A 26,289-nucleotide genomic window follows, 5' to 3' on the forward strand; every position below is an offset into this window, starting at 1 on the left:
TACGACATCCCTTCTCAGGAGGTGTGCAATGCGAGCGACAGAATTCAAAAGCTGGTTATCTGGGATGAACCGACTTAACCCAGCACAGCGAGAGCAATTACAAGCGCAACTCTCCTGCCCTCATGAGGTGCTGGAGGAGGCACTGGCCATGCCCTCACAGTGCCTACGTTGCCAAGCCGAAGCTCTTCGTCCCTGGGGCTCAAGTCACGGACTGGCGCGCTACCGATGCCGGGCTTGTGGGCGGACCTGCAATGCCCTGACCGGAACACCACTGGCACGCCTTCGTCACCGCGAGCGTTGGGGCCAATACGCGCAAGCGATGACCCAAAGCCTGGTGGTGCGCAAAGCAGCTAAATTCTGTGGCGTGGACAAAAATACCGCATTCCGCTGGCGCCATCGCTTTCTGAGCTGGATTGCCGAGCACCGCGCGCAGCATGTTTCAGGAATCGTCGAGGCTGATGAGACCTTCTTTCTGGAGTCATTCAAAGGGCAGCGACAAATGCCGCGCCCCGCTCGCAAACGAGGGGGCAAGGCGAAAAGTAAAGGCATGAGCGATGAACTGGTACCAGTTCTGGTTGTGCGCGATCGTAGCGGGCAGCATGCGGACTTTCAGTTGGAGCGGCTCAATGGTGCTCATGTCGGTAGAGCACTGAAGCCCCTGATCGACCCTGATGCAATTCTATGCACCGATAGCGCAGCGATCTACCACGGCTTTGCCAGAGCCGAAGGCATCACTCATCACCGCCTGAACTCACGTCAAAAGCGTCGTACGGATGGCGCTTTTCATATCCAGAACGTCAATGCCTATCACAGCCGCCTGAAAGGCTGGTTGCGTCCATTCCATGGTGTAGCCACCAAGTATCTGGCCAATTACCTGGGTTGGCGGCGCTTGCTTGAACGTTATGGAAACCAGATCAGTCCATTGATTTTATTGAAGGAATCACTCGGGCATCAACCCGTGCAACACCTAACGCAGACATAGCGAATGAATTCGCAGTGGTTGATCTCAATCCGTGGGAGATTCTATGTTCCCAGGCAAGTTGTTCGAGGTTTGCCCAAATCCTGCTCCCACAGTTTTTGTGCCCGACACAGATCCGCTGTGGGAATGACTTGACGCGCTTATCTCTTTGCTACTGATTGATGCCACCATGCCAAATGGTGGTAGATCACTGCTACCCTCTATTTACTACCCACCCCACCAGATTAATCACAATGCGCGAGCGCTTGTTAATCCTGTGTGCGCTGTTGCTGACCGCACAATCGGTGGCGGCGGTGACTATCTATAAATTCACCGATGCCAATGGTGTGGTCTCGTTTACCGACAGACCGACGCCGGGTGCGAAGGTGGTGGTGCCTCGCGAGCGCATAGTCGAGCACCTGGAACAACATGTGCATTTGAGCATCAAGAAGGACAAGGGCGTACACAGTCTGTTTGTGCGCAACGACTTGTACGCGCCGGTCGAGGTCGAGTTGCAGGTCACGGCGCTGAAAAACGTGTTGGGTGTGACCGAAAAGCCGATCCACCGGGTATTGCCTGCGCGCAGCACTGTGCGTCTGGCTGTACTCAGCCCCAGGCAGGCGGGTAAAGCGCTGAGCTACACGCCCAGGCTGCGCTACTCTCTGGGCGATCCGGAGCGTCAACCTCAGGGTTACAGTTATCCGCTGCCGTGGAAGGGCGGGCCGTTTCGCATAAGTCAGGGGCCGAATGGCGCATTCAGCCACTTTGGTGTCAAAAGTCGCTATGCAATGGACATCGCCATGCCCGAAGGCACGCAGATCATCGCTGCCCGGGCCGGGACGGTGATCAAGGTCGAGAATGGCCAGTCGGGTCGCGGCTCGGACCCTTCAGGCAACTTCGTGCGGGTGTTGCACGACGACGGCACCATGGGCGTCTATCTGCACCTGATGCGCGGCTCGGTGAGCGTCAAGGAAGGTCAGTACGTCGCTGTGGGCAGCGCGCTGGCGCGTTCCGGCAATACCGGCAACAGCACCGGGCCTCATCTGCATTTCGTGATACAGCGCAACGTCGGGCTGGGGCTGGAATCGATTCCCTATCATTTCTCGCAGCGCGTCGACAGTCTGCCCGACTTTTCCCGGGCCGGGGACTGAGTTCCCCACCCACAGCAAGGGCTCAATCGAGTTTGAGCACCTTGGCCAGCACGATCTTCGGCCCTTTCATCTTCTTGATGATGATGCGCAAGCCTTCAACCTCCAGCACCTCCTCCTCTTCGGGCACACGCTTCAGGGTTTCGTAGATCAGCCCGGCGAGGGTTTCCGCTTCGATGTGATCCAGATCGACACCCAGCAGGCGTTCGACCTTGAACAGCGGCGTATCGCCCCGTACCAGCAGCTTGCCCGGTTGATAGGCGAGGATGCCGCGCTCGGCCTTGCGGTGTTCGTCCTGAATATCACCGACCAGCACTTCCAGCACGTCTTCCATGGTCAGGTAGCCAATGACTTTGCCGTCGGCTTCCTCGACCAGTGCGAAGTGCGCGCCACCCTGGCGGAATTGTTCCAGCAGGCGTGACAGCGGCATGTGTTTGGAGACGCGCTCCAGTGGCCGGGTCAGCTCGGCGAGGTTGAACGACTCGGGGATATGGTCCAGCGCCGCCAGTTCCAGCAGTAAATCCTTGATGTGCAGCAGGCCGACGAACACACCGCGCTCGGCATCGTAGACCGGGTAGCGGCTGAATTTGTGGCGGCGGAACAGCGCCATGATTTCCTTGAGCGGCGCATTGCAGTCCAGGGTCACCAGGTCTTCGCGGGAGTTGGCCCAATCGACCACTTCCAGTTCGCCCATTTCGACGGCAGAGGCGAGCACGCGCATGCCCTGGTCGCTCGGGTCTTGTCCACGGCTCGAATGCAGGATCAGCTTCAGTTCTTCACGGCTGTAATGGTGCTCGTGATGGGGGCCGGGTTCGCCTTGGCCGGCAATGCGCAGGATGCCGTTGGCACTGGCGTTGAGCAGATAGATCGCCGGGTACATCGACCAGTAGAACAGGTACAGCGGCACAGCCGTCCACAGCGACAGCAGTTCGGGTTTGCGGATCGCCCAGGATTTGGGGGCCAGCTCGCCGACTACGATGTGCAAATAGGAAATGATGAAAAATGCGCTGAAGAACGACACACCCTTGAGCACTTCCGGCGAATTTACGCCGACCGCATCCAGTAGCGGTTCGAGCAGATGGGCGAATGCCGGTTCACCGACCCAGCCAAGGCCCAGGGAGGCGAGGGTGATGCCCAGTTGGCAAGCCGAAAGGTAGGCGTCCAGCTGGCTGTGGACGGTGCGCAGGATATGACCGCGCCAGCCGTTTTTCTTGGCGATGGATTCGACCCGGGTCGCACGCAGCTTGACCATGGCGAACTCGGCGGCAACGAAAAAGCCGTTGAGCAGTACCAGGATCATTGCAAAAAGCATCATGCCGAAATCGGCGAAGAGCGAGGCGAGGGTAAAACTAGGGGAAGGGTCCATGGTGGAGTTTTAAAGGTTCCGTATCAACTAGGGGGGGTGCTGCCGCAGCCAAAATGGCGGGCATAAGACCGGCAATGTAGCGGCTACAGGCCAGCTTGCCTAGGGGGCTGGTTAAGGATTGATCACCTGGGCAGGGGCAAAATGGCAGGTAAAACTGCTGCCTTTACCCAGCACACTGCTGATATCCAGCGTGCCGCGATGACGTAACAAAACGTGTTTGACGATGGCCAGCCCAAGTCCGGTGCCACCAGTATTGGAGGCTCGGCTGGAGTCGACGCGGTAGAAGCGTTCGGTCAGTCGCGGCAAATGCTTGCTCTCGATGCCGGGACCCGAATCCTGCACGCTGAGGTGTGCGCCCTGTTCGTCGTCCCACCAGCGGATGCGGATCGTGCCTTCGGCCGGGGTGTATTTCACCGCGTTGAACACCAGATTGGAAAACGCACTGCGCAGTTCGGATTCACTGCCCTTGAGCCGGGCCTTGCCCTCGATGTCCAGGGTGATGTGCTGATTGCGTTGTCCGGACAAGGCCTGTGCATCGTTCTTGATGGTCTGCAGCAGCGTGGATACAACCACTGGCTGGTTATCCGATGGATAGTCAGTGGCTTCGAGCTTGGCCAGCAACAGCAAGTCATTGAGCAGGGTCTGCATGCGTGCGCCCTGCTGCTGCATCTGCTGCAAGGCACGTACCCAGCGCGGGTTCACCCCTTCAACGTTATCGAGCAAGGTTTCCAGGTAGCCGCAGATCACCGTCAGTGGTGTGCGCAACTCGTGGGAGACGTTGGCGACGAAGTCTTTACGCATCTGCTCGAGCTGATGGATGCGGGTCACATCGCGGACCAGCATCAGGTGTTCATTGTTGCCGTAGCGAGTGATGAGTAATTGCACGCGCACGCGATCATTGATTGGCGAGGGGATTTCCAGCGGTTCGAGGTAATTGTTCTGCTCGAAGTATTCCTTGAAACGAGGATGACGCACCAGATTGGTCACGGGCTGACCGCTGTCTTGCGGGGTTTTCAGGCCAAGCAGGGTTTCCGCTGCGCGATTCCACCATTCCAGATTGCCGTCGCTGTCGAGCATGATCACCGCATCTCTGAGCGCTGCGGTGGACTCCTGAACGCGGTCGATCACCGCTTGCAGCCGGCCACGCACGCGTTGATCGCGGCGTTGCAGGTGATAAATGCTGTCAAATACTTCGCCCCACAAGCCATACCCGTCAGGAGGCGCCTCATCGGGTTTATGCTGGCGCAGCCAGTCGTGCATACGCAGCAATTGCTTGAGCGTCCAGGCCAGGTAAGCTCCCAGGCCAGCCGCCAGGCTCCAGCCGTAATAGCCACTGATCAAGCCGATCACCAGGCAGGCGGTGACCAATAACAGCATGTGACGGATCAGCGTGCCATGCCAGTTTTGATTCAATTCAAACGCATCCTTGTCGAGTGGGCTGTCAATCAATCAAGCAGGTCAAGCAGGGGAGCGCTTAAAGAAGCGCGCGATCAGCTTTTGGTGGAAAAACGGTAGCCGGTGCCGCGCACGGTTTGTACCAGATTTTCGTAAGCATCGCCGAGGGCTTTGCGCAGACGCCGGATATGCACATCCACCGTGCGCTCCTCGACATACACATTGCCGCCCCAGACCTGATCGAGCAGTTGGCCGCGAGTGTAGGCGCGTTCCTGGTGTGTCATGAAAAATTGCAGCAGGCGGTATTCGGTCGGACCCATTTCAGCTGGTTTGCCGTCGATGGTGACGCGGTGACTGATCGGGTCGAGTAATAGGCCGCCGACCTCGATCGGTGCCTCGCCATCGGCCGGCCCGGCCCGGCGCAACACAGCCTTGAGGCGTGCGACCAGCTCACGTGGCGAGAACGGCTTGGTGATGTAGTCGTCGGCGCCGACTTCCAGGCCCTGGATCTTGTTGTCCTCTTCACCCTTGGCGGTGAGCATGATGATCGGGATGTCACCGGTCAGCTCATCACGCTTGAGGCGACGGGCCAACTCGATGCCCGAGGTGCCTGGCAGCATCCAGTCGAGCAGGATCAGGTCGGGTTTGCGGTCAACAATGATGGCATGGGCTTGCTGGGAGTTTTCGGCTTCCATGCAATCGTAGCCGGCCATTTCCAATGCAACGGCGATCATTTCGCGAATAGGCGCTTCGTCGTCAACGATCAGAATACTCCTGCCAGCCATGCTCAATCCTCTTGTCATTTAACTGTCTTGGGCCGCATTAGATAACGGAATTATTGCAGTCGTGTGACAGCTTGGGGCGTAGCTAGTATGCCTGCGTATTCTGCGTCTACGCTTAGGGTTCCGACTTACAACAAGAAGAGGACGTATCCGATGACTAAAATCTCAACTACCTTGCTGGGCCTGCTGACAGCGGCTGCATTGGCTTCTTCAGGCATGGCCTTTGCTGCTGACCCGGCCATGATGAAAGATGGAATGATGGTTGATCAGAAAGGTATGACGGTTTACACCTTCGACAAAGATGCCGGCGGTAAATCCATGTGCAATGCCAAGTGCGCCGAAAACTGGCCGCCGATGATGGCTCCTATGGGCAGCAAGGCCATGGGCAAGTGGACGACGGTCAAGCGCGACGACGGCAAAATGCAGTGGGCCTACGATGGCAAGCCGCTTTACACCTACAAAATGGATGAAAAACCCGGTGATATGAACGGTGACGGTAAGGGCGACGTCTGGCACGCCAAGCATTAGGCACCCATTCGCGGCGTTAGCCATCAGCTTGAACCCTGACGGTTAACGCAGCGCATAGTCGGCGACGATCCCGACAAAAATCGCCAGTCCCGCCCAGTGGTTATGCAAAAAAGCTTTGAAACAGACCTGCGGCTCGCGATTGCGCGTGTACCAGAACTCCCAGACAAAACACCCAGCGGCTACCAACAGCCCCAGGTGGAAACCCGTCCCCAGCTCGAAACGTGATCCGGCCAGCAGCAGACAACCCAGCGCCAGGCCCTGCAATGTCAGAATGATCACCCGGTCGGCATCGCCGAACAGCACGGCGGTGGATTTGACCCCGATTTTCAGATCGTCTTCTCGGTCAGTCATCGCGTAGTAAGTGTCATAGCCCACGGTCCACAGCAAGTTGGCGATGTACAGCAGCCAGGCCGCAGCAGGCAGGTCGCCGGTCTGGGCAGTGAAGGCCATCGGCATGCCCCACGAAAACGCCGCGCCCAGCACCACTTGTGGGTAGTAGGTATAGCGCTTCATGAAGGGGTAGCACGCCGCCAGCGCCAAGCCACCGAACGACAGCCAGATAGTCAGCGAGTTGGTGAGCAACACCAGCAGGAAACTTAAACCCACTAGTACCGCAAATAACACCAACGCTTCACGGGAGCTGACCTTGCCGCTGATCAACGGACGCTGTTCGGTGCGTTTGACGTGGCCGTCGACTTTGCGGTCGGCGAAGTCATTGATCACGCAGCCAGCGGCGCGCATCAGAATCACGCCGATCACGAAAATCAACAGATTGCTTGTCGGCGGTACGCCCTTGGCCGCGATCCACAGCGCCCATAAGGTCGGCCACAGCAGCAGATAAATGCCAATGGGTTTGTCGACGCGCGTCAGCTGGATAAAGTCCCAGACCCGTGGATTCAGACGGTTCAGCGATTTAAGCAGGCTCAGGTACATCAATGACGCTCCGTAACGGCGGGCCCGGCGATCTCGATCGCGTGCCACAGATTCGGCAGAAAGACCTCCGCCACCAACAGACTCAAGGCGCCACGGCTGAAGCGTGAGCGCCGGCCCCATAAGCCTTCTATTGCGTCATCGCCGGGCAGCCACGCACCGGGGTAATGGCACACTTCAAGGGCACCGCGCTCGAATGCCTCGTCGCAAAACAGCAACTCGCCCAGGGACCGTGTGCCCAGTTCATCCATATTCAGCCCGCCTTCCTGCAGGGCGCTTTGCGCGGCGACGCTGCGGGCAAAGACCCACTTCTGGCCCTGGCCGCGTAAATACACCTCGCGTACCCAGCCGAGGCTGTGATCGGGTAAATCCAGCGCTGCACATTCATCCGCGCGCAACGCTTTCCAGCCCTCGAACAGTGGGGTCACGCTGAAACCATTGGCAGACAGGCGCGTCAGACGACGGGTCAGCGAGTCTTGATTGAACAGCCAATCGAGCGTTACAGGCTCGGGCAAATCCATCAGCTGATTTTGCTGGCGCCAGTCAGGGGCAACAAGAAGAGGGCTTTGGTGGGGCACGGTGGGTAATTATTGGCAACAATCGAGGCGGCGAGCTTAGCATGTTTGATTGCCGGGTCTGCCTCTGCGCTCAACCCTCTTGCGTCGATCCCGCTTGCATCTGAACGTCCCGATCAGTACAAAACGCCCTGAGCCTGGCGGCAATCGCTTTATCCATCGACCGCCGGTCCATGACCGCCTGAGAACCGAGAGTATTTACCGATGAAGAAGTGGCAATGCATTGTCTGTGGCTTGATCTATAACGAGGCTGACGGCTGGCCGGATGACGGTATCGCCGCAGGCACCCTCTGGCAGGACGTGCCCGAAGACTGGCTCTGCCCGGACTGCGGTGTGGGCAAAATCGACTTCGAAATGATCGAAATCAGCTGATCACCCCCTCGACTTTTTACCTGCTGGATTCCCAATAAGGAGAACTGAATGAACGCACCTGTCGTGATCGTGGGCACTGGCCTGGCGGGCTACAACCTCGCCCGGGAATTTCGCAAGCTCGATGACGAAACGCCGCTGCTGCTGATCACCGCGGATGACGGGCGTTCCTACTCCAAACCGATGCTCTCCACCGGCTTTGGCAAAAACAAGGAAGCCGATGGCCTGAGCATGGCTGAACCCGGCGCGATGGCTGAGCAATTGAAAGCCGAAGTGCGCACCCATACGCGCATCAGCGGCATCGATCCGGGTCACAAACGCTTGTGGATTGGCGAGGAGGCCGTGTACTACCGCGACCTGATCCTGGCCTGGGGTGCTGAAACCGTGCGCGTTCCCGTGGAAGGCGATGCCAGTGACGCGATTTTCCCGATCAATGATCTGGAGGATTACGCACGTTTTCGCGCTGCGGCAGCGGGTAAACATAGGGTTCTGCTGCTGGGTGCCGGTTTGATTGGCTGTGAGTTCGCCAACGACCTGATCCTGGGTGGCTATGAAGTCGATCTGGTTGCGCCCTGCGAGCAAGTCATGCCGACCTTGCTTCACCCTGCAGCCGCTGCCGCCGTGCAAGCGGGCCTGGAAGGGCTGGGAGCTCGTTTCCACCTGGGGCCCGTGCTGACGCGCCTGCTGCGTGCCGAACAGGGGCTTGAGGCGCATCTGTCCGATGGTGAAGTGCTGCTGTGTGATGTCGTGGTCTCGGCCATCGGTTTGCGTCCGCGTGTCGATCTGGCTGCCGCAGCAGGTTTGCAAACCGGTCGCGGGATCGTGGTCGATCGCCATTTGAAGACATCCCACGCCAATATCTACGCGTTGGGCGACTGTGCGGAAGTCGATGGCCTGAATTTGCTCTACGTCATGCCGTTGATGAGCTGTGCCAGGGCCCTGGCGCAAACCCTTGCTGGCAACCCGACCGCAGTCAAATACGGCCCTATGCCGGTTACCGTGAAAACCCCCGTGTGCCCGTTGGTGGTTTCGCCTCCGCCCCGGGGCATGGCAGGTGAGTGGAGCGTCGAAGGGCAGGGCGCTGATATCAAAGCCCTGTGCCACGACGCCAATGGCAATTTGCTCGGCTATGCCCTGACCGGCACCGCCGTGATGGAAAAACTGGCTCTAAACAAAGCCCTCCCGCCCCTGTTGGCGTAAATACTGGTCGTTCTGTCGGATAAGCCACGTTTTTGCCTCTACAAACGTCGCGCACAGGCTGGCGCGGGCCCCGACAGCATGCCATCCTCATTCCCGTCTGCCGCAACGTAGAGCTGTTGCGGCGCTTTGGTCGCTGTTCGGGAAGAACAGCACGGACATAACAACAAAAAACCGTCAAAGAGGCTTCATATGCGTAAACCAGAACTCGCAGCCGCCATTGCTGATAAAGCAGATCTCACCAAAGAACAAGCCAACCGCGTACTCAACGCAGTGCTTGAAGAAATCACCGGCGCGCTGCACCGTAAAGACAGCGTCACCCTGGTCGGCTTCGGCACTTTCTTGCAGCGCCATCGTGGTGCCCGCACCGGCAAAAACCCGCAAACCGGTGAGCCAGTCAAAATCAAGGCAAGCAACACCGTGGCTTTCAAGCCCGGCAAATCATTGAAAGATAGCGTCAATCCTTAATCTGCTCGCAGCCTCAGCGGGAGGCGAATAGCAGCAAAAATGGGCACGCCGACCGGGTCGGGTGCCCATTTTTTCGCGCTGAAGAATGCAGGCTATGACAGCTTAAAATTGTCGAACAATCCGATTTTTGTAGCGATATTCGTCGATCAAGTGATATTTCGCTGCTGTCGCTTCCAGCGCAAACCGCTACACTGCGCTGTCGGCCGCTTTGACCTGAGCGGCTCTCCCCCCGCTGAGGCTGTGTGCATGAAATTTCGTTTTCTTCTATGGATGCTCGGCCTGCTGATGGCCAAAGCCAGTCGCAACAACCCCGCTTTCCAGAATCAATTGGCCGGCAAGGAACTGACCTTCCAGTTGCAGACGTCCGACGGCAAGGTGGCGCGTCATTTCATCGTGAGTGGCCAACGCCTCACCAGTCATCCCGGTGTGATCGCCGAGCCAGCGTTCGCGATTTCTTTCAAGGATGCGGCGTTCGGTTTCGCCACGATGCAGGCCAAAAACAAGCAATTGGCGTTCATGCAGGGGATTCAGGACAAGGACATTCAGATCAAGGGCAATCCGGGTCTGGTGATCTGGTTTCAGGGCTTGACCAAGTATCTCAAGGCGAAGAAAGCGGCCTGATCAGATCAATCCTGCAACGCCATTCGCAGCGGGACGCGTAGTTGCAAGCCTGCTCCCACAGGAGGTCGCATTCCTCTGTGCAGGCTGTGTGAAAACCTCCGCGACCGATTAACTGATTAAAAACCGACCTGAAAATCGCGTTCCTACGTGAAATCCAGGTCTGTCCAGCAGCCGATCTATTTCTGAATTGACGTACGAACGCGCAGTTCAGTTTTCTGTTGGGGTTTTCACACAGCCTGTGTGGGAGCAGGCTTGCCTGCGAAGCTTTACTGCTGGGTAAATTGCGACGCCAGTTCGCGCAGCAGTACTTCGGCTTCCAGTACCTTCTTCACCGACTCTTCGGCTTTTTCGCGGGTCAGGCCGAGGCGTTCGAGCAGATCGTCTGGAATCTCCTCTTGCGGGCCCGAGCCGATGCCATTTTTGCGCAGCAAGCGCACCGACAGGCACACCAGATTCGCGTACTCACAATGAACGCCGGCGTAGGACGGGTCGTGCTGGAAGCGCAGCGCTGTAGCCAGTTCGTCAGGCATATCCCAGTAGCGCATCAACCAGGCCCCGATCTGTTCACGGCTGATGCCTAGCAAATGCTGCTCGACGTAGCTGTGGCACAGGTGCGGATTAACCTCCAGATGGCGGCAGATCAGCGAGAAGTGCGGCGGGAAGACGTGGGCCAGCAACAGGTAACCGAAGTTATGCAGCAGACCGGCCAGGTACGTCAGGCCGGCTTCCGGGCGCTGGGCACGCGGCATGGCGCGGGTCAGGCCTTCGATTACGGCGGCGGTGTAGATCGACTGCTGCCAGTAAGGCGTGGTGTGTTGCGGATGATCCTTGGGCAGGCTCAGGGTTTTACCCAGCGCCAGGCCCAGGGCCAGATTGATCACCAGATCGAAGCCGAGCACGCGAACGATGGCGTCTTCCACCGAGCGGATTTTGCCGGGCGACGCGTAGTAAGGCGAAGCGGCCCAACTGACCACTTGTGCCGCCAACGCCGGGTCGGTTTCGACCACGCCGGTAATGTCATCGATAGTGGCGTTGGGATCGACCCGCAGTTTGATGATTTTTTGCGCGGTCTCCGCCAGCGGCGGGATCTCCAGCGTCGCTTCCAGGCGTTGCTGAATGCGACGTGCGGTGAAGGCATGCATCGCCTGGGTGATTTCCTCGCGGTCATCGTCCGGACGGTCAAGGTTGGGCCGGATCGAGTTCAGCTGCTCACCGAAATTCGCCGCGCTGGCCTTGCTCAGCATGCCTTTGAGGGCCTCACTGGAGATTTCCAGCAAGATGCCCGGCTCGCCGGAGTTGATCAACAGCGTCGGCTCTTGCAGCAGAGTTTCTTCGTACAGGCAGGGGGAGCTGCTCAGCGCTGGCAGGCCGGGCAGAATGCTCCTGTTGTGTGGGCCAAGCAGCTTGTTGATGCGCTCCTGCGGAACGGCAGTCAAATGCCGGCCCGTCAGCTCAGCGAGACGATTGAGGTCCAGCAGGTGATTTTGCGGGAATAACACCGTCAGCATGCCGATAGCGTCGCCGACCAATATCGCCTGGACCTTCCGAGAGGCAGGGAGACTCGTGTCATCCATGACTTCGCGGTAGCTGATGGCTAATTTGTCAAACAGCAACCGGATGACAGACGGGGCGTGCGGGGCTGCATCGGCGAAGGCAACTTCTGTCATGGTATGTATCCAGGTTCTTACAATCGGGAGAGTATAACCAGCTTAGTTATTTTGCGTTGTTATAGGCTGACACTCTTTACACTTGTCCATATTGCTGGCCATGACGCAACCAGCGCTCCAGCAGCGGGCTGACATGCTGGGGCCAGCGTTCCAGCAAGGCTTGCGCGGCATCACGAACCGCCGGTAACAGGTCGGCGTCGCGCATCAGGTCGGCGACCTTGAATTGCAGCAGGCCGGTCTGTCGGGTGCCGAGCATTTCGCCAGGGCCGCGCAGTTCCAGATCTTTTTCGGCGATGATGAAACCATCATTGGTCTCGCGCATGATGCCCAGGCGTTGGCGACCGATCTGCGACAGCGGCGGATGGTAGAGCAGCACACAATGACTCGCGGCGCTGCCCCGACCGACGCGTCCGCGTAACTGGTGCAGTTGCGCCAGGCCAAGACGCTCGGGGTTTTCGATGATCATCAGGCTGGCGTTGGGCACGTCGACACCCACCTCGATCACCGTGGTCGCCACCAACAGTTGCAAGGCGCCTTGTTTGAACTCGGCCATGACCGCGGCTTTTTCCGCGGGCTTCATGCGCCCGTGGATCAAGCCCACGCGCAACTCGCCCAAGGCGCTGGTCAGCTCTTCGTATGAGGTTTCGGCGGCCTGGCAGGTGAGCTCTTCGGATTCTTCGATCAGGGTACACACCCAATAGGCCTGACGCCCTTCAGCGCAGGCGGCGCGGACCCGCTCGACCACTTCGACACGGCGGCTGTCAGCCACCAGCACGGTATTGACCGGTGTCCGGCCCGGTGGCAGTTCGTCGAGGATCGAGGTGTCGAGGTCGGCATAGGCGCTCATGGCCAAGGTGCGCGGGATCGGTGTCGCCGTCATGATCAACTGATGCGGACACATCAGGCCGCCAACGCCTTTTTTACGCAGGGCCAGGCGCTGTTGCACGCCGAAGCGATGTTGTTCGTCGATGATCACCAGTGCCAGATTTTTGAACTGCACTTCATCCTGAAACAGTGCATGGGTACCAACCACCATCGGCGCGCCGCCAGCGATCTGCTCCAGCGATGCGGCCCGAGCTTTGCCCTTGAGCTTGCCGGCCAGCCATGCGACGTCAATGCCCAGCGGTTCGAGCCAGCGTTTGAAGTTGACGTAGTGCTGTTCGGCGAGAATTTCGGTCGGCGCCATCAATGCCACCTGATACCCCGCTTCAAGCGCCTGCAAGGCGGCGAGGGCGGCGACCACGGTCTTGCCCGCGCCGACATCACCCTGAATCAGACGCAGCATGGGCTCTGGCTGGCTCAGGTCGTAGGCGACTTCGTTGCCGACCCTTTGTTGCGCACCGGTGGGCGCAAAGCCGAGATTGGCGAGGAATTGGGCGGGTAGCGTTTTCGCCTTGGGCAATGCCGGGGCACGTTGCGAGCGCAGGCTCTCACGCAGGCGTTGTTGCGACAGTTGATGAGTCAGCAACTCCTCGAACGCCAGACGATGCTGGGCCCAATGATGACCGAGGGCGAGTTCTTCGAGGTCGGCGTCGGCTGGTGGGTGATGCAAATAACGAATGGCATCGTCCAACGGCGCCAGTTGGTAGTCGCGCGCCAATTCTTCAGGGAGCCAGTCGGGCAGGCTTTTCGGGCCGAGCAGCGCCAGGCTTTGCTGGCACAGTTGGCGCAAACGCTGCTGAGTCAGGCCTTCGGTGGTCGGGTAAATCGGTGTGAGGGTCTGTTCTACCGGGATTTGCTCAACACCGGTCAGCGCGCGGTACTCCGGGTGATAGATTTCCAGTCCCGACGCACCGGGTCTGGCTTCACCGTAGCAGCGCAGGTGCGTGCCACGTTTCATTCCGTCTTTCTGCGCGTTGCTGAAGTGATAAAAACGCAGGCTGAGTACGCCGCTGCCATCGCCCAGGCGCACCAGCAGGCTGCGGCGCTTGCCCATGACCACGTCCGCGCCGCTGACCACGCCTTCGATCACCGCATCCTGCCCGGGACGCAACGCTCCGATGGGCACGACACGGGTACGATCCTGATAGCGCAACGGCAAGTGGAACAGCATGTCCTGAAGGTTCTCCAGGCCGACCTTGGCCAGCTTCTCGGCCATGGCCTCGCCTACGCCTTTGAGCGCAGTGACGGAGACTTTGGACAGCTCGCTCATGTCGCGACTTGGCTCGCTTCTGCTTTGGGACGAGCCACCGAGCACAGGCGCACGGAGTCAGCGAGGATCTCGATTGCTTTGGGCCGAGGGAAGCTTGCGCGCCAAGCGATGGCGACGGTGCGGAAAGGAATCGGCGGCGTCAGCGGACGAACTTCGATCACGCCAGGTGCGTAGTGATGGCTGTCGACCGCCGACATCGGCAGGATCGAGATGCCCAGGCCGGAAGCGACCATGTGGCGAATGGTTTCCAGCGAGCTGGACTCGACCGTAGTGTGTTTGCCGCCGTCGCTGCCTTTGGTCAGTGTCGGGCACGCTTCGAGCACCTGATCACGGAAGCAGTGGCCTTCGCCGAGCAGCAACAAGCTCTTGTCGTTCAGTGCCGAGGCATCAATGGACTCTTTCTTGGTCCATGGATGGCCCGCCGGCATCAGTACATAGAACGGCTCGTCGTACAGCGGCAGGGTCAGCACGTCGGCTTCGTTGAACGGCAGCGCGATGATGATCGCGTCCAACTCCCCATTGCGCAGTTTGTCGCGCAGGATGTGGGTGAAGTTTTCTTCGATGTACAACGGCATTTGCGGGGCGACCCGGTGCAGTTGCGGGATCAGATGCGGGAACAGATACGGGCCGACGGTGTAGATCGCACCGACCTTGAGGGGCGCAGTCAGCTGGTTTTTTCCAGCTTGGGCCAGTTCGCGGATGCCCTGCGCCTGTTCGAGAACTTTTTGCGCCTGAGCGACGATACCTTCGCCGACGGGCGTCAGGCGTACGGCGCTCTTGCTGCGCTCGAAAATCAGCACACCGAGTTCATCTTCAAGCTTTTTCACGCCCACCGAGAGAGTCGGTTGGCTGACATGGCAACGCTCGGCCGCATGGCCGAAGTGCTGCTCTTGGGCGAGCGTAACGATGTAGCGCAATTCTGTAAGAGTCATAGCATGCGTCCATGAAGTTGCCGCTCCAGCATAGCGGCTGCAATCGATAGACGCACGTTATCAACAGTGCTCAAGTAGATCAAAACTACGATTTCAGCGTTTATCCAGGGAATAAATGAAAGGCGCAAGTATTTCCACTGTGCCGTTGGCGAGTGTTTCGGCAGGCGGTATAGGTACCGGCTGCGCGCGACGGATCATTTCCAGTGTGGCTCGATCCAGTGAGGCGTTGCCGGAGTTACCCACCAGAGAGAAGGACAGCACCTTGCCTTCAGCATCGACGACAAAGCGCAAACGGACGGTTCCTTGTACGCCGCGTCGGCGAGCATCTTCCGGGTAGCGCTTGTATTTGGCCAGATGCCGCTGCAAATCGCTTTGCCAGTTGGGTGTCGCATTGCTCGTCGAAGGTGGGCTCGACGCCTGTACAGGAGCTGTTGATTTCGTCTGCGGAGCAGTCGTGGGCGGCATATCCACTGGTTTGTCCTCGGCAGGTTTTTCCTGCGGCGGCTCCGCTTTCTTCTGAGGGTTGAGCAGCTGCGGTTTGGGCGGCTGTGGTTTGGCTTTGGGTTTGGCCGGTTTGGGGATAGCGATTTCCGGTTTCGGCGCTTCAGCCAGTTTCGGCAGCGGCAGATCTTCAACCGGCGCCGGTGGTTGCGGCGGCTGCACCACTTTTGGCGGCAGCGGCGCTGGCGGTGCGGGTGCTGGCAGCGGCGCCAGTTCGACCATCATCGCAGCCGGAGGCAGTTCGATGGCCTGGGGTGTCGACCAGCGCATCGCGAGGATAATCGCGACGGCGTGAACGGCGAGCACCAACAACAGACTACCGCTATAGCGCGTCAGTTTTTGGCGCGGTGTCATCATTTCTTGCCAACCGTCTCAAGACCTACCAGGCCGACTTTCAGGTAGCCAGCGCCACGCAGGGCGTTCATCACCTCCATCAGGTCGCCGTAGTCCACACCCTTGTCGGCCTGGAAGAAGATCGTCGTGTCCTTCTGGCCCTTGGTCTTGGCGTCGAGCACTGGCCCAAGCTGTTCGCGACTGACTTTTTCTTCACCGAGGAACAGGCTCTGATCAGCCTTGACGCTGAGAAACAGCGGTTTCTCCGGCCGGGCAACCGACTTGGCGGTGGAGGCCGGCAGGTCGACCTTGATATCGACCGTCGCCAGAGGGGCTGCCACCATGAAGATGATCAGCAGCACCAACATGACGTCGATAAACGGCGTGACGTTGATTTCGTGGTTTTCGACGAGATCATCGCCACTGTTTTCGTTCAGATGCAGGCCCATGGTTTATCCCACTTTAACCATGTGCGGCTGCTGGCTACGCTCGGCCGGCAGGTGATCGAGGTCACGACTGACCAGCAGCAGGACGTGTGCCGACGCATCGGAAACCTGCGCTTTGTAACCGGCGATGGAACGGGCGAACACGTTGTAGATCACCACGGCCGGAATCGCGGCAACCAGACCCAGTGCAGTCGCCAACAGGGCTTCGGCAATGCCGGGGGCGACCACCGCGAGGTTGGTGGTCTGGGTTTTGGCGATGCCGATGAAGCTGTTCATGATGCCCCAGACGGTGCCGAACAGGCCGACGAAAGGCGCGGTGGAACCAATGGTCGCCAGCACGCCGGTGCCGTTGCTCATGTTGCGGCCACACGCGGCAACCAGGCGCTCCAGGCGGAAGCTGACACGTTCCTTGATGCCTTCGCGCTCACGACTGTTGGTCGAAAGACGCATCTCTTCAAGGGCGTCATGCACCAGCAAGTAAGCCAGTGTGCCTTCTTTGCTGGCGCTGTCGCTGGCTTCCTTGAGGGTGCGGGCCTTTTTCAGGTTGACGATGTCACCGCGCAGACGACGCTTGGCGCCCAGCAGTTCAAAGCCTTTGGCAATCCAGATCGTCCAGGTGATGATCGAGGCGATGGCCAGACCGATCAGCACGAGTTTCACGATGATGTCGGCGTGTTGATACATGCCCCAAGGTGACAGGTCGCTGGCCATGCCAAGGCTGGTTTCTTCAGCGGCAGCAACGTCTAGCGTTTCGCCTGCGGTTTGCTCGACAATCGGTGCGCTGGCGGCAGGGGCAGTGGCAGGATCGACAGTGCCATGGGCCGGAGCGACAGCAGAAGCATGGGCGGCCGGCCGGGTGGCGGCTATCGGCTCGTCGGCAAAAGCGCTGGGGGCCAGCATCAGGCTGAGCATCAGCGCAGCGATGCCGCGCCATGCGCGCGGCCGGCTGGCAAGCTGGGTGGGCGAAGCGAGGGATTGAATACGTGTCATGCTGGCCGGACCTGAGAGGAAAAGGAGGGGCTCGTTCTGCAACTTCGCGCTAGTGGTACGACTAGAGGAGGAGAACAAACGGGTCGGCATTATTGCAATTAATTCTCGTTAGCAAAAGTAAAAGATTATCCTTTTGCTTGGCGGTCGCAGATTTTTGGTTAAATTCAGAGGTCATTTCCGGCCTTTTACTGTGCCTTTGCAGCACGCTTATTGTGGAGCTCCGACATGTCTGCCCCCTCTGTCCTGATTGCTGGTTGCGGTGATGTGGGAAGCCGTCTGGCCAGCCAGTTGCTCGTCCATGACTGGACCGTGTACGGCTTGCGCCGCTCTGTGGCGCGCTTGCCGGCTGGGGTGATGGGGGTTGCGGGCGATCTGTTCGATGCCAGTTGCCCAAGCGCTTGGCCGACCTCGTCAATCGACTATCTGGTCTACAGCGCGGCAGCGACCAATCACGACGAAGCCGGTTACCGGGCTGCGTACGTGGATGGCCTGCGTAATGTGTTGAGCTGGCTCGAACAGCATGGACAGACGCCCAAGCGCTTGCTGTTCGTGTCCAGCAGCAGTGTTTACGGACAGCAGGGCGGGGAATGGGTCGATGAATCATCGCCAACCCAGGCGACGGGTTATTCCGGTCGACTGATGCTCGAAGCCGAGCAATTGGCATTGCACAGCGGTATCCCCGCCAGCGTGGTGCGTTTGACCGGGATTTACGGGCCGGGACGCGAGTGGCTGCTGACGCAGGTTCGTCAGGGTTACCGCGTCGTGTCCGAGCCACCTTTGTATGGCAACCGCATTCATGTCGACGATGCGGCGGCGCTTCTGGCGCACCTGCTACAGGCGGATGCGCGCGGGGCTGTGCTGGATGATTGCTACATCGGCGTTGATGACGCACCTGCGCCGTTGGCCGAAGTGGTCGGTTGGCTGCGTGAGTATCTGGGTGTTACCGAGTGGTCGGAGGAAGCCAGCGTGCGCCGCACCGGCAGCAAACAGTGCAGCAATGCCAGGGCCCGCGCCTTGGGCTGGGTGCCGCGCTATGCAAGCTATCGTGAGGGGTATGCGGCGATTCTTGAGGGGCGGGAGTAAGGCGGGAGAAGGTGTTGTCTGACAGACCGCTATTCGCAGGCAAGGCTGCTCCCACAGGGCTACGCGATCCTCTGTGGGAGCAGGCTTGCCTGCGAATGGTTCAGCGCAGTGTGTCTGACGACACGCTCATTCAATCCTGCTCAAGCAGCCAGCGACGCGAGCCGGGATGCAGATCCGGCATTTCGTCGTTCTTGGCCTGATTGACGGCCTGGAGTATTTCCAGCTGTTTGCCGTTGCGTACGAATATCCACGCGTTGCCTTGCTTGTTTTTTTCCAGCCAGAGGCTGTCGTATTCGCCGCTCATGGCCGCGCAATCACCCGCCAGGCACAGCGCGTAACGATCATCGCCGGGCAAGCCGGCGACGCTGCCGTCGGGCTGGAATTGCACGACGCCGCCTGCACCCTCGCCATCGACGATCTTCCATTTGCCGCCCATGTAGGCGCTATACAGTGCTTTTTCAAAGCTGCTGCCCGGTGGTGCGCCGGCAGGTGCGGGATCTTTAGGTTGCAGGAAACGTTGTTCCGGGCTCGACTCGCTGGCGGTTTGAACCAACTCGTCGCCTTTGATGCTCAGGTCTTCGAAGAAGTTGCCGTAGAAGTCGACGTGCCATTTGCCATCAGCGGCGCTGGTGATCTTGCCTTCACTCAGCTCGAAGCCGTTGGAGAAGGCGGCCTGACTGGCTTTTGTATCGACGTGCCATTCCAGGTTCGGGCCATTAGTGAGCAGCGCCTGACGCAGGTTGCCACCCTTGGCGGCGGCATCGATAGCAGTTTGATTGATCCAGACGCCGTCCGGGTTGCGGTCGGCGTGGCTGGCACAGCCGCTCAACAGCGTGGCGAGCAGCGAGAGGGCAAGCGCGAAGCGCATAGCAGAGTCCTTCCTTTGCGGGGAGGGCGGAACGGCTCACGCTCCGCCCGGGAGATTTACTCGATAACGAGGATGGCGTCCATTTCGACCTGCGAGCCTTTTGGCAGCGCGGCAACACCAATGGCGGCACGGGCCGGATAAGGCTGGTCGAAATATTTTCCCATGATTTCGTTGACCTTGGCGAAGTGGCTCAGGTCAGTCAGGAAGATGTTCAGTTTGACGATGTCCTTGAACGAACCGCCCGCTGCTTCAGCGACGGCCTTCAGGTTTTCGAACACCTGGACGGTCTGGGCTTCGAAGCCTTCGACCAGTTCCATGGTTTTCGGGTCCAGCGGGATTTGCCCGGACATGTACACGGTATTGCCAGCTTTGATCGCCTGAGAGTAAGTGCCGATGGCTGCAGGTGCTTTATCGCTGGTGATGACGGTCTTGGTCATGAAGAACTCCTGATGAGGTGGTTGGCTACGCGCGCATACGGGTGATGCGGGTCACCCCGGTCAGGGCGCGCAGTTTTTTGATCACGCGGGCCAGATGCACACGGTCGTGCACGCTGACCACCAGTTGGACCACGCTGATGCGACCATCGCGTTCATCCATGCTGATTTTTTCGATATTGCCGTCGGCGGCATTCACGCTGCTGGCCAGCAGGGCGATAAGACCGCGCTGATGTTCCAGCTCGACGCGCAGTTCGACATTGAATTCGCCGGTGACATCCTTGGCCCAGGACAGCTGGATGCATTTTTCCGGGTTATGGCGGATTTCACTGATATTGCGGCAGTTGTCCAGGTGCACCACCATGCCTTTGCCCGCGGACAAATGGCCGACAATCGGGTCGCCCGGAATCGGTGTGCAGCACTTGGCGTAACTGAGGACCAGTCCTTCGGTGCCGCGAATCGCCAGCGGGCTTTCGGAGTCCGGTAGTTGCTCGGCTTCGCTGGTCAGCAAGCGGCGGGCGACGACGTAGGCCATGCGATTGCCCAGGCCAATGTCTTCGAGCAGGTCTTCGATGACCTCCACGCGGTATTCAGTGAGGATCAACTGCATGCGCTCTGCGGAAACTTTCTCCAGGGTGCTGTCGAAACCGTTGAGCACTTTGTTCAGCAGGCGTTCACCGAGGCTGATGGATTCGGAGCGGCGTTGCAGTTTGAGGGCGTGGCGAATATGGGTTCGGGCTTTGCCGGTGACGACAAAGTTGAGCCAGGCCGGGTTCGGGCGTGCGCCGGGCGCGCTGACGATCTCCACCGTCGAGCCACTTTGCAACGGCTCGGAGAGCGGTGCCAGGCGACGATTTATCCGACAGGCGATGCAGCTGTTGCCGACATCGGTGTGCACTGCGTACGCGAAATCGACCGCTGTAGAGCCTTTCGGCAGCTCCATGATCCGACCCTTGGGCGTGAACACGTAGACCTCGTCCGGGAACAGGTCGATCTTCACGCTTTCGATGAACTCCAGCGAGTTACCGGCACGCTGCTGCATTTCCAACACGCCTTTGACCCACTGGCGAGCACGAGCGTGAGTGCCTTTTGGTTGCTCGTCGCCGCTGGATTTGTACAGCCAATGCGCGGCGATTCCGTTGTTGGCCATCTCTTCCATTTCGCGGGTGCGGATCTGGATTTCGATGGGTACGCCATGCATGCCGAACAGCGTGGTATGCAGCGACTGGTAGCCGTTGGCTTTGGGAATCGCGATGTAATCCTTGAAGCGACCGGGCAATGGTTTATATAAGTTATGCACAGCACCCAGCACGCGGTAGCAGGTGTCGACCTTGTCGACGATGACGCGGAACGCGTAAACGTCCATGATTTCGTTGAAGGCCCGGCGTTTGCCGCGCATCTTTTTGTAGATGCCGTACAGGTGCTTCTGTCGACCGCTGACTTCGCCTTCGATACCATCCACGGCCAGGCAATGGCTCAGGGATTCCTCGATCTTGTTGACCAGTTCCTTGCGATTGCCTCGTGCCCGTTTGACCGCTTGGCCAATGCGCGAGGAGCGCATGGGGTACATGGCCTTGAAACCGAGGTCTTCGAACTCGATACGAATGCTGTGCATGCCCAGGCGATTGGCGATGGGCGCATAGATTTCCAGGGTTTCCTTGGCGATCCGCCGGCGTTTTTCCCCGGACAGGACTTCCAGCGTGCGCATGTTGTGCAGTCGGTCAGCCAGCTTGACCAGGATCACGCGGATATCGCGCGCCATGGCCATGGCCATCTTCTGGAAATTTTCAGCTTGCGCCTCGGCCTTGGTCTCGAAGTTCATCTGAGTCAGCTTGCTGACCCCGTCGACCAGCTCGGCCACGGTTTCACCGAATTGCGCACAGAGCGCTTCCTTGGCAATTCCGGTGTCTTCGATCACGTCATGCAGCATGGCCGCCATCAGGCTTTGATGGTCCATATGCATGTCGGCAAGGATATTCGCGACCGCTAAAGGGTGCGTGACGTAGGCTTCGCCGCTACGACGGCGTTGGCCATCGTGGGCTTGTTCGGCATAGAAATACGCTCGGCGGACCAGATTGACCTGGTCTTTACCGAGGTAGGTCGACAGACGATCGGCGAGGGCGTCTATGCTCGGCAAGGCGCTACCCCCTGCCGATGGCTTTTACCCTGCGCCGTACTACGTCGACCAGGCATAGGCTTAGACGGCCTCGTTGGACTCGTCCTCGAAGGCCGCGAACAATGGCTCATCTTCAACGATTTCAGCTTCTGCAATGACAGCGTAATCCATCAGGCCCGCTGCGATTTCGCGCAGTGCCATAACGGTAGGCTTGTCGTTTTCCCAAGGCAGTTTCGGTTCTTTACCGCCGGTAGCCAGTTGACGGGCACGCTTGGTAGAGAGCATGACCAGCTCAAAGCGATTAACGACGTGGTCTAGGCAGTCTTCAACGGTCACGCGGGCCATGGGTATTCCTCGTAGCAAATGCAGTATGCGCGATGCCCGGATGGGCGAGCGGACTAGACAGTTTAAAAAAACACCAGCGTTTAGGGAAGCGCTGATTTCGCGCAGCGGTAAGTTGTAGGAGCGCGCTTGCCCGCGATCGGCTGCGCAGCAGTCGCAAAAATAGTGAATTCACCATCGCAGGAAGGTCCTTCGTGTCGAGCGCGACCCCGGCCTATCGCGGGCAAGCGCGCTCCTACAGATTAAGCCAGTAGCTGACTGAGCAAATCGCTGAAGCGCTGTTGTTGCGGTTTCTGGCGCAGCTGATTGGCGCGGAAGATGGCCTTGAGGTCTTCCAGCGCAGTGGCGAAGTCATCGTTGATCACGATGAAGTCGTATTCCACGTAATGGCTCATCTCGCTGACCGCTTCACGCATACGGCCTTCGATGATCTCGTCGCTGTCCTGGCCACGGTTGGTCAGGCGCTGGCGCAGCGCTTGCTGGGTCGGCGGCAGGATGAAAATCGAGCGGGCGTCGGGCATCAATTTGCGCACCTGTTCGGCGCCTTGCCAGTCGATCTCCAGAATCAGGTCGTGGCCTTCATCCAGGGTTTGCTGCAGGCGGCTTTGCGAGGTGCCGTACAGATTGCCGAAGACTTCGGCCTGTTCGAGAAAGTCGCCGTGTTCGATCATGCGCACGAACTCGGCGCGATCCACAAAGTGATAGTTCACGTCGTTGACTTCGCCGGGGCGCATGCCGCGCGTGGTGTGCGAAACCGAAACGCGGATCTGCGGCTGGGCGTCGATCAGGGCCTTGACCAGGCTGGTTTTGCCCGCGCCAGAGGGTGCAGAAACGATATACAGGGTGCCGGTGCTGTGTGTCATGTCGGGGTTGCCTTACTCAATATTCTGCACTTGTTCACGCATCTGTTCGATCAACACCTTGAGGTTGACCGCAGCCTGAGTGCTGCGCGGGTCGAAGGCTTTGGAGCCCAATGTATTGGCTTCGCGGTTGAGCTCTTGCATCAGGAAGTCCAGGCGCCGACCCGCTTGCCCGCCGGTCTTGAGGACGCGGCGCACTTCGGTGACGTGGGTGCTGAGACGGTCGAGTTCTTCGGCGACGTCGCTTTTTTGCGCAAGCAGGACCATTTCCTGTTCCAGTCGCTGAGGATCGAGTTCGGCCTTCATGTCGGCAAAACGATCCAGCACCTTCTGGCGTTGGGTTGCGAGCATTTGTGGCACCAACACGCGCAGGGTCGCGACTTCTTTATTTATTGAGGTCAACCGTTCGTCGAGAAGTTTGGCCAGGTCGGCGCCTTCACGTCCGCGACCGGCTTTCAGCTCGTTCAGGGCCTCATTGAACAGGGCCAACGCATCATTATTGAGCACCTGCGGATCGCTGGCATCAGCAACCAGTACGCCGGGCCACGCCAGCACTTCCAGCGGGTTCAGCGGGGCGGGGTGCTTGATCAGGCTGGCAACGGTCTCTGCGGCGGTCACCAATTGCGCCGCGCGCTCGCGATCGACTTGTAGTGGTTTGCCGGCGGTTTCTTCGGTGAAGCGCAAGGTGCATTCGACCTTGCCGCGCGACAAACCCTGACGCAGAGCCTCGCGGACCGCACCTTCCAGATCACGGAATGACTCCGGCAGACGCAAATGCGGCTCAAGATAGCGGTGATTGACCGAGCGCAATTCCCAGCTCAGGGTGCCCTGGGCGCCAGCCCGTTCGACTCGGGCGAAGGCAGTCATGCTGTGCACCATGGGAAATACCTCTTGGGTTCAGACGGGTAAAGACTGTCGTGGGCGGTGGACTGCCCCATTAAATGTCATAAATAGCCGACAGGCTGCGAAGGCGCAGGATTGTAGCGCAGTGCGGCGGATGCTCCCAAGCGGGTGATGTGGCAACGAGCTGCCGGACGTCGATTCTGTGCCCGCCAGCAGGTCTGAATCTGACCGGTAACTTTTTTAGATGTGCCCAGGCCGGGCTGTGACCACTATAATGCTCGGCAGATTTCCGTCTCAGTACAGGTATTCCCAAATGAAACGTCCAAGTGGTCGCGCTGCCGATCAGCTCCGCTCGATCCGCATCACCCGCAACTACACCAAACACGCCGAGGGTTCTGTACTGGTCGAGTTCGGTGACACCAAAGTGATTTGCACCGTCAGCATTGAGAGCGGCGTGCCGCGCTTCCTTAAAGGTCAGGGTCAAGGTTGGCTGACGGCTGAATACGGCATGCTGCCGCGCGCCACTGGCGAGCGCAACCAGCGTGAAGCGAGCCGCGGCAAGCAAGGCGGCCGCACCCTGGAAATTCAGCGTTTGATCGGTCGTTCCCTGCGCGCAGCACTGGATATGTCCAAGCTGGGCGACGTGACGCTGTATGTCGACTGCGACGTAATCCAGGCCGATGGCGGTACGCGTACTGCGTCCATCACCGGCGCAATGGTCGCGCTGGTCGATGCCTTGAAAGTCATCAAGAAGCGTGGCGGCCTCAAAGGCGGCGATCCGCTCAAGCAGATGATCGCAGCCGTGTCGGTGGGCATGTATCAGGGCGAACCGGTACTCGATCTCGACTACCTGGAAGACTCCGCTGCCGAAACCGATCTCAACGTGGTGATGACCAGCACCGGTGGCTTCATCGAAGTCCAGGGCACCGCCGAAGGCGCACCGTTCCAGCCTGAAGAGCTCAATGCGATGCTGGCTTTGGCGAACAAGGGCATGGCTGAGCTGTTCGAACTACAACGCGCCGCACTGGCCGATTGATCGACCCTGCTATAGATTCAGTCATCGACCCTGCTAAGGATAAGCATCATGAGTGACAACCAGCTTCCGCTTCCGACCCCCAATGCTGAGGTTCGTCAGTGGGCGATGCTCTGTCACTTTTCGGCGTTTTTCGGTCTGATCTTCCCTTTCGGCAATCTCTTGGGGCCGTTGATTCTCTGGCAGATCAAGAAAGAGACCGATCCGTTCATTGATGCCCAAGGCAAGGAAGCGCTGAATTTTCAGATCACCGTGGCCATCGCGTCGATGATCAGCATTCTGCTGATGGTGGTGATTATCGGTTTCCCGTTGATGGTGCTGGTCGGCGCCGGTGCGCTGGTGCTCACCATCATTGCCGGGATCAAGGCTAACGACGGGATTGCTTATCGTTATCCGTTCACCTGGCGGTTGGTCAAGTAGAGACTGAGTCAAGAGATTCGCAGGCAAGCCTGCTCCCACAGATCGCATTTCCCCTGTGGGAGCAGGCTTGCCTGCGAAAAGCTCGACGCGGTCTATCTGGCAACCCACAAAAAAGCCGACATGAAGTCGGCTTTTTTGTAGGTGACGGGACGTTAAATCGTCAACGTCCAGTCGTAGTCCACGATCAATGGAGCGTGCTGCGAGAAGCGTGGCTGACGTGGCAAGCGCGCGCTTCGTACGAAGCGGCGCAAGCCCGGAGTCAGTAACTGATAGTCGAAACGCCAGCCAAGGTTGAGCATTTCGGCCTGTTCGTTATCCGGCCACCAGCTGTACTGATCGCCTTCGCGACTGACTTCACGCAGTGCATCGACGTAGCCCATGGTGCCGACAATCTCGTCCATCCAGGCCCGTTCTGGCGCCAGGAAGCCCGGTGATTGCTGGCTGTCGCGCCAGTTTTTGATGTCGAGCTTCTGTTGCGCAACGTACAGCGAGCCGCAATAGATGTACTCACGACGCTTGCGTCGTTGTTTGTCCAGGTAGCGCGCGAAGTCGTCCATGAGCTTGAACTTCTGGTTCAAGTCTTCGTCGCCGTTCATCCCCGAAGGAAGCAGCAAGGTCGCAATACTGACCTTGTCGAAATCTGCTTGCAGGTAACGCCCGTAACGGTCGGCTGTTTCAAAGCCGAGGCCGCTGATAACCGCCTTCGGTTGCAACCGCGAGTAGAGCGCCACACCGCCTTGGGCAGGGACTTCAGCATCGCAGGCATAAAGGAAGTAGCCATCCAGTTGGAAGGCTGGGTCGTCCAGTTCAAAGGCGGAGGCGCGGGTGTCCTGTAGGCAGATGACGTCGGCATTCTGGGCTTGCAGCCAACTGAGCAAACCACGCTCGACTGCGGCCTGAATGCCATTTACGTTCACACTGATGATCCGCAT

At 59.0% G+C, this 26,289-nt stretch carries 28 protein-coding genes; 10 read left to right on the plus strand and 18 right to left on the minus strand.

The genetic code is table 11. The features are described 5' to 3' along the window. Positions 1 to 28 precede the first annotated feature (28 nt). Together AC1MEE_RS26145 and AC1MEE_RS26150 are read left to right on the plus strand one after the other, a co-directional pair. Complete coding sequence (locus AC1MEE_RS26145) at positions 29 to 982, plus strand: IS1595 family transposase (RefSeq protein ID WP_480412382.1); 954 nt, start codon at positions 29 to 31, stop codon at positions 980 to 982. 230 nt (positions 983 to 1,212) lie between these two features. Next, complete coding sequence (locus tag AC1MEE_RS26150; RefSeq protein WP_480412383.1) at positions 1,213 to 2,109, plus strand: peptidoglycan DD-metalloendopeptidase family protein; 897 nt, start codon at positions 1,213 to 1,215, stop codon at positions 2,107 to 2,109. Positions 2,110 to 2,131: 22 nt separating this feature from the next. Here AC1MEE_RS26150 and AC1MEE_RS26155 read toward each other — a convergent pair whose 3' ends face one another. From AC1MEE_RS26155 to phoB, 3 genes are all read right to left on the minus strand, one after another. Further along, positions 2,132 to 3,472, minus strand: coding sequence for a hemolysin family protein (locus AC1MEE_RS26155; protein ID WP_480412384.1), 1,341 nt, complete (start codon positions 3,470 to 3,472; stop codon positions 2,132 to 2,134). 111 nt (positions 3,473 to 3,583) lie between these two features. Beyond that, entirely contained in the window at positions 3,584 to 4,885 is a 1,302-nt protein-coding gene (gene phoR / locus AC1MEE_RS26160; RefSeq protein ID WP_480412385.1) for a phosphate regulon sensor histidine kinase PhoR, read from the minus strand. A gap of 77 nt (positions 4,886 to 4,962) precedes the next feature. Continuing rightward, positions 4,963 to 5,652, minus strand: a complete 690-nt coding sequence (phoB, locus tag AC1MEE_RS26165) for a phosphate regulon transcriptional regulator PhoB (RefSeq protein WP_480412386.1) — start codon at positions 5,650 to 5,652, stop codon at positions 4,963 to 4,965. Positions 5,653 to 5,802: 150 nt separating this feature from the next. Between phoB and AC1MEE_RS26170 the strand changes: the two genes are divergently transcribed. Next, entirely contained in the window at positions 5,803 to 6,177 is a 375-nt protein-coding gene (locus AC1MEE_RS26170) for a COG4315 family predicted lipoprotein (RefSeq protein ID WP_480412387.1), read from the plus strand. 42 nt (positions 6,178 to 6,219) lie between these two features. Here the strand turns inward: AC1MEE_RS26170 and ubiA are convergent, their stop codons facing one another. Beyond that, on the minus strand, positions 6,220 to 7,110 hold the full coding sequence (gene ubiA, locus AC1MEE_RS26175) for a 4-hydroxybenzoate octaprenyltransferase (RefSeq protein ID WP_480412388.1): 891 nt from the start codon (positions 7,108 to 7,110) through the stop codon (positions 6,220 to 6,222). Continuing rightward, positions 7,110 to 7,628, minus strand: a complete 519-nt coding sequence (locus tag AC1MEE_RS26180) for a chorismate lyase (RefSeq protein ID WP_480412389.1) — start codon at positions 7,626 to 7,628, stop codon at positions 7,110 to 7,112. The genes ubiA and AC1MEE_RS26180 overlap by 1 nt, the downstream gene beginning before the upstream one ends. Positions 7,629 to 7,886: 258 nt before the next feature. On the opposite strand from AC1MEE_RS26180, the gene AC1MEE_RS26185 reads away from it, so the two are divergent. From AC1MEE_RS26185 to AC1MEE_RS26200, 4 genes are all read left to right on the plus strand, one after another. Further along, positions 7,887 to 8,054, plus strand: coding sequence for a rubredoxin (locus AC1MEE_RS26185; protein ID WP_480412390.1), 168 nt, complete (start codon positions 7,887 to 7,889; stop codon positions 8,052 to 8,054). A gap of 48 nt (positions 8,055 to 8,102) precedes the next feature. Continuing rightward, positions 8,103 to 9,251 carry an NAD(P)/FAD-dependent oxidoreductase gene (locus tag AC1MEE_RS26190; protein ID WP_480412391.1) on the plus strand — a complete coding sequence of 383 codons (1,149 nt, stop codon included), beginning with the start codon at positions 8,103 to 8,105 and terminating at the stop codon, positions 9,249 to 9,251. A 189-nt stretch (positions 9,252 to 9,440) separates the two neighbouring features. Further along, positions 9,441 to 9,716, plus strand: a complete 276-nt coding sequence (locus AC1MEE_RS26195; RefSeq protein WP_480412392.1) for an HU family DNA-binding protein — start codon at positions 9,441 to 9,443, stop codon at positions 9,714 to 9,716. Positions 9,717 to 9,962: 246 nt separating this feature from the next. Beyond that, the gene (locus AC1MEE_RS26200; protein ID WP_480412393.1) at positions 9,963 to 10,337 is read left to right on the plus strand and encodes a helicase; all 375 of its coding nucleotides are present in this window, start codon (positions 9,963 to 9,965) and stop codon (positions 10,335 to 10,337) included. Between the two features lie 266 nt (positions 10,338 to 10,603). Here AC1MEE_RS26200 and AC1MEE_RS26205 read toward each other — a convergent pair whose 3' ends face one another. From AC1MEE_RS26205 to exbB, 6 genes are all read right to left on the minus strand, one after another. Beyond that, positions 10,604 to 12,004 carry an aminoacyl-tRNA deacylase and HDOD domain-containing protein gene (locus AC1MEE_RS26205; RefSeq protein ID WP_480412394.1) on the minus strand — a complete coding sequence of 467 codons (1,401 nt, stop codon included), beginning with the start codon at positions 12,002 to 12,004 and terminating at the stop codon, positions 10,604 to 10,606. Between the two features lie 76 nt (positions 12,005 to 12,080). After that, a complete protein-coding gene (gene recG, locus AC1MEE_RS26210; protein WP_480412395.1) occupies positions 12,081 to 14,156 on the minus strand; it encodes an ATP-dependent DNA helicase RecG in 2,076 nt (691 codons plus the stop codon). After that, the gene (locus AC1MEE_RS26215; protein WP_480412396.1) at positions 14,153 to 15,088 is read right to left on the minus strand and encodes a hydrogen peroxide-inducible genes activator; all 936 of its coding nucleotides are present in this window, start codon (positions 15,086 to 15,088) and stop codon (positions 14,153 to 14,155) included. The genes recG and AC1MEE_RS26215 overlap by 4 nt, the downstream gene beginning before the upstream one ends. Positions 15,089 to 15,181: 93 nt before the next feature. Beyond that, positions 15,182 to 15,946, minus strand: a complete 765-nt coding sequence (locus tag AC1MEE_RS26220) for an energy transducer TonB (protein WP_480412397.1) — start codon at positions 15,944 to 15,946, stop codon at positions 15,182 to 15,184. Further along, the gene (gene exbD, locus AC1MEE_RS26225) at positions 15,943 to 16,371 is read right to left on the minus strand and encodes a TonB system transport protein ExbD (protein WP_480412398.1); all 429 of its coding nucleotides are present in this window, start codon (positions 16,369 to 16,371) and stop codon (positions 15,943 to 15,945) included. Before exbD ends, AC1MEE_RS26220 begins: the two co-directional genes overlap by 4 nt. Positions 16,372 to 16,374: 3 nt before the next feature. Beyond that, positions 16,375 to 17,358, minus strand: coding sequence for a tonB-system energizer ExbB (gene exbB / locus AC1MEE_RS26230; RefSeq protein ID WP_480412399.1), 984 nt, complete (start codon positions 17,356 to 17,358; stop codon positions 16,375 to 16,377). Between the two features lie 225 nt (positions 17,359 to 17,583). On the opposite strand from exbB, the gene AC1MEE_RS26235 reads away from it, so the two are divergent. After that, positions 17,584 to 18,441 (plus strand): NAD-dependent epimerase/dehydratase family protein, encoded by an 858-nt coding sequence (locus AC1MEE_RS26235; RefSeq protein WP_480412400.1) that lies wholly within the window; start codon positions 17,584 to 17,586, stop codon positions 18,439 to 18,441. Positions 18,442 to 18,571: 130 nt separating this feature from the next. On the opposite strand, the gene AC1MEE_RS26240 is transcribed toward AC1MEE_RS26235, so the two are convergent. From AC1MEE_RS26240 to AC1MEE_RS26265, 6 genes are all read right to left on the minus strand, one after another. Beyond that, positions 18,572 to 19,309, minus strand: a complete 738-nt coding sequence (locus AC1MEE_RS26240) for a hypothetical protein (RefSeq protein WP_480412401.1) — start codon at positions 19,307 to 19,309, stop codon at positions 18,572 to 18,574. Between the two features lie 56 nt (positions 19,310 to 19,365). Further along, positions 19,366 to 19,746, minus strand: a complete 381-nt coding sequence (locus AC1MEE_RS26245) for a RidA family protein (RefSeq protein WP_003229509.1) — start codon at positions 19,744 to 19,746, stop codon at positions 19,366 to 19,368. A gap of 25 nt (positions 19,747 to 19,771) precedes the next feature. Further along, positions 19,772 to 21,880 carry a bifunctional GTP diphosphokinase/guanosine-3',5'-bis pyrophosphate 3'-pyrophosphohydrolase gene (gene spoT / locus AC1MEE_RS26250; RefSeq protein ID WP_480412402.1) on the minus strand — a complete coding sequence of 703 codons (2,109 nt, stop codon included), beginning with the start codon at positions 21,878 to 21,880 and terminating at the stop codon, positions 19,772 to 19,774. A 60-nt stretch (positions 21,881 to 21,940) separates the two neighbouring features. Beyond that, positions 21,941 to 22,204 (minus strand): DNA-directed RNA polymerase subunit omega, encoded by a 264-nt coding sequence (gene rpoZ, locus AC1MEE_RS26255; RefSeq protein WP_480412403.1) that lies wholly within the window; start codon positions 22,202 to 22,204, stop codon positions 21,941 to 21,943. A 239-nt stretch (positions 22,205 to 22,443) separates the two neighbouring features. Continuing rightward, on the minus strand, positions 22,444 to 23,064 hold the full coding sequence (gene gmk / locus AC1MEE_RS26260; RefSeq protein ID WP_480412404.1) for a guanylate kinase: 621 nt from the start codon (positions 23,062 to 23,064) through the stop codon (positions 22,444 to 22,446). A 12-nt stretch (positions 23,065 to 23,076) separates the two neighbouring features. Then, complete coding sequence (locus tag AC1MEE_RS26265) at positions 23,077 to 23,940, minus strand: YicC/YloC family endoribonuclease (RefSeq protein WP_480412405.1); 864 nt, start codon at positions 23,938 to 23,940, stop codon at positions 23,077 to 23,079. A gap of 277 nt (positions 23,941 to 24,217) precedes the next feature. Between AC1MEE_RS26265 and rph the strand changes: the two genes are divergently transcribed. Together rph and AC1MEE_RS26275 are read left to right on the plus strand one after the other, a co-directional pair. After that, positions 24,218 to 24,940: a ribonuclease PH gene (rph, locus tag AC1MEE_RS26270; RefSeq protein WP_480412406.1), complete on the plus strand. Its 723-nt coding sequence runs from the start codon at positions 24,218 to 24,220 to the stop codon at positions 24,938 to 24,940. Positions 24,941 to 24,988: 48 nt separating this feature from the next. Then, entirely contained in the window at positions 24,989 to 25,357 is a 369-nt protein-coding gene (locus tag AC1MEE_RS26275; RefSeq protein WP_480412407.1) for a DUF4870 domain-containing protein, read from the plus strand. 152 nt (positions 25,358 to 25,509) lie between these two features. On the opposite strand, the gene AC1MEE_RS26280 is transcribed toward AC1MEE_RS26275, so the two are convergent. Next, entirely contained in the window at positions 25,510 to 26,289 is a 780-nt protein-coding gene (locus AC1MEE_RS26280) for an exodeoxyribonuclease III (protein WP_322177001.1), read from the minus strand.

Source organism: Pseudomonas sp. ASL3, from assembly GCF_056680425.1.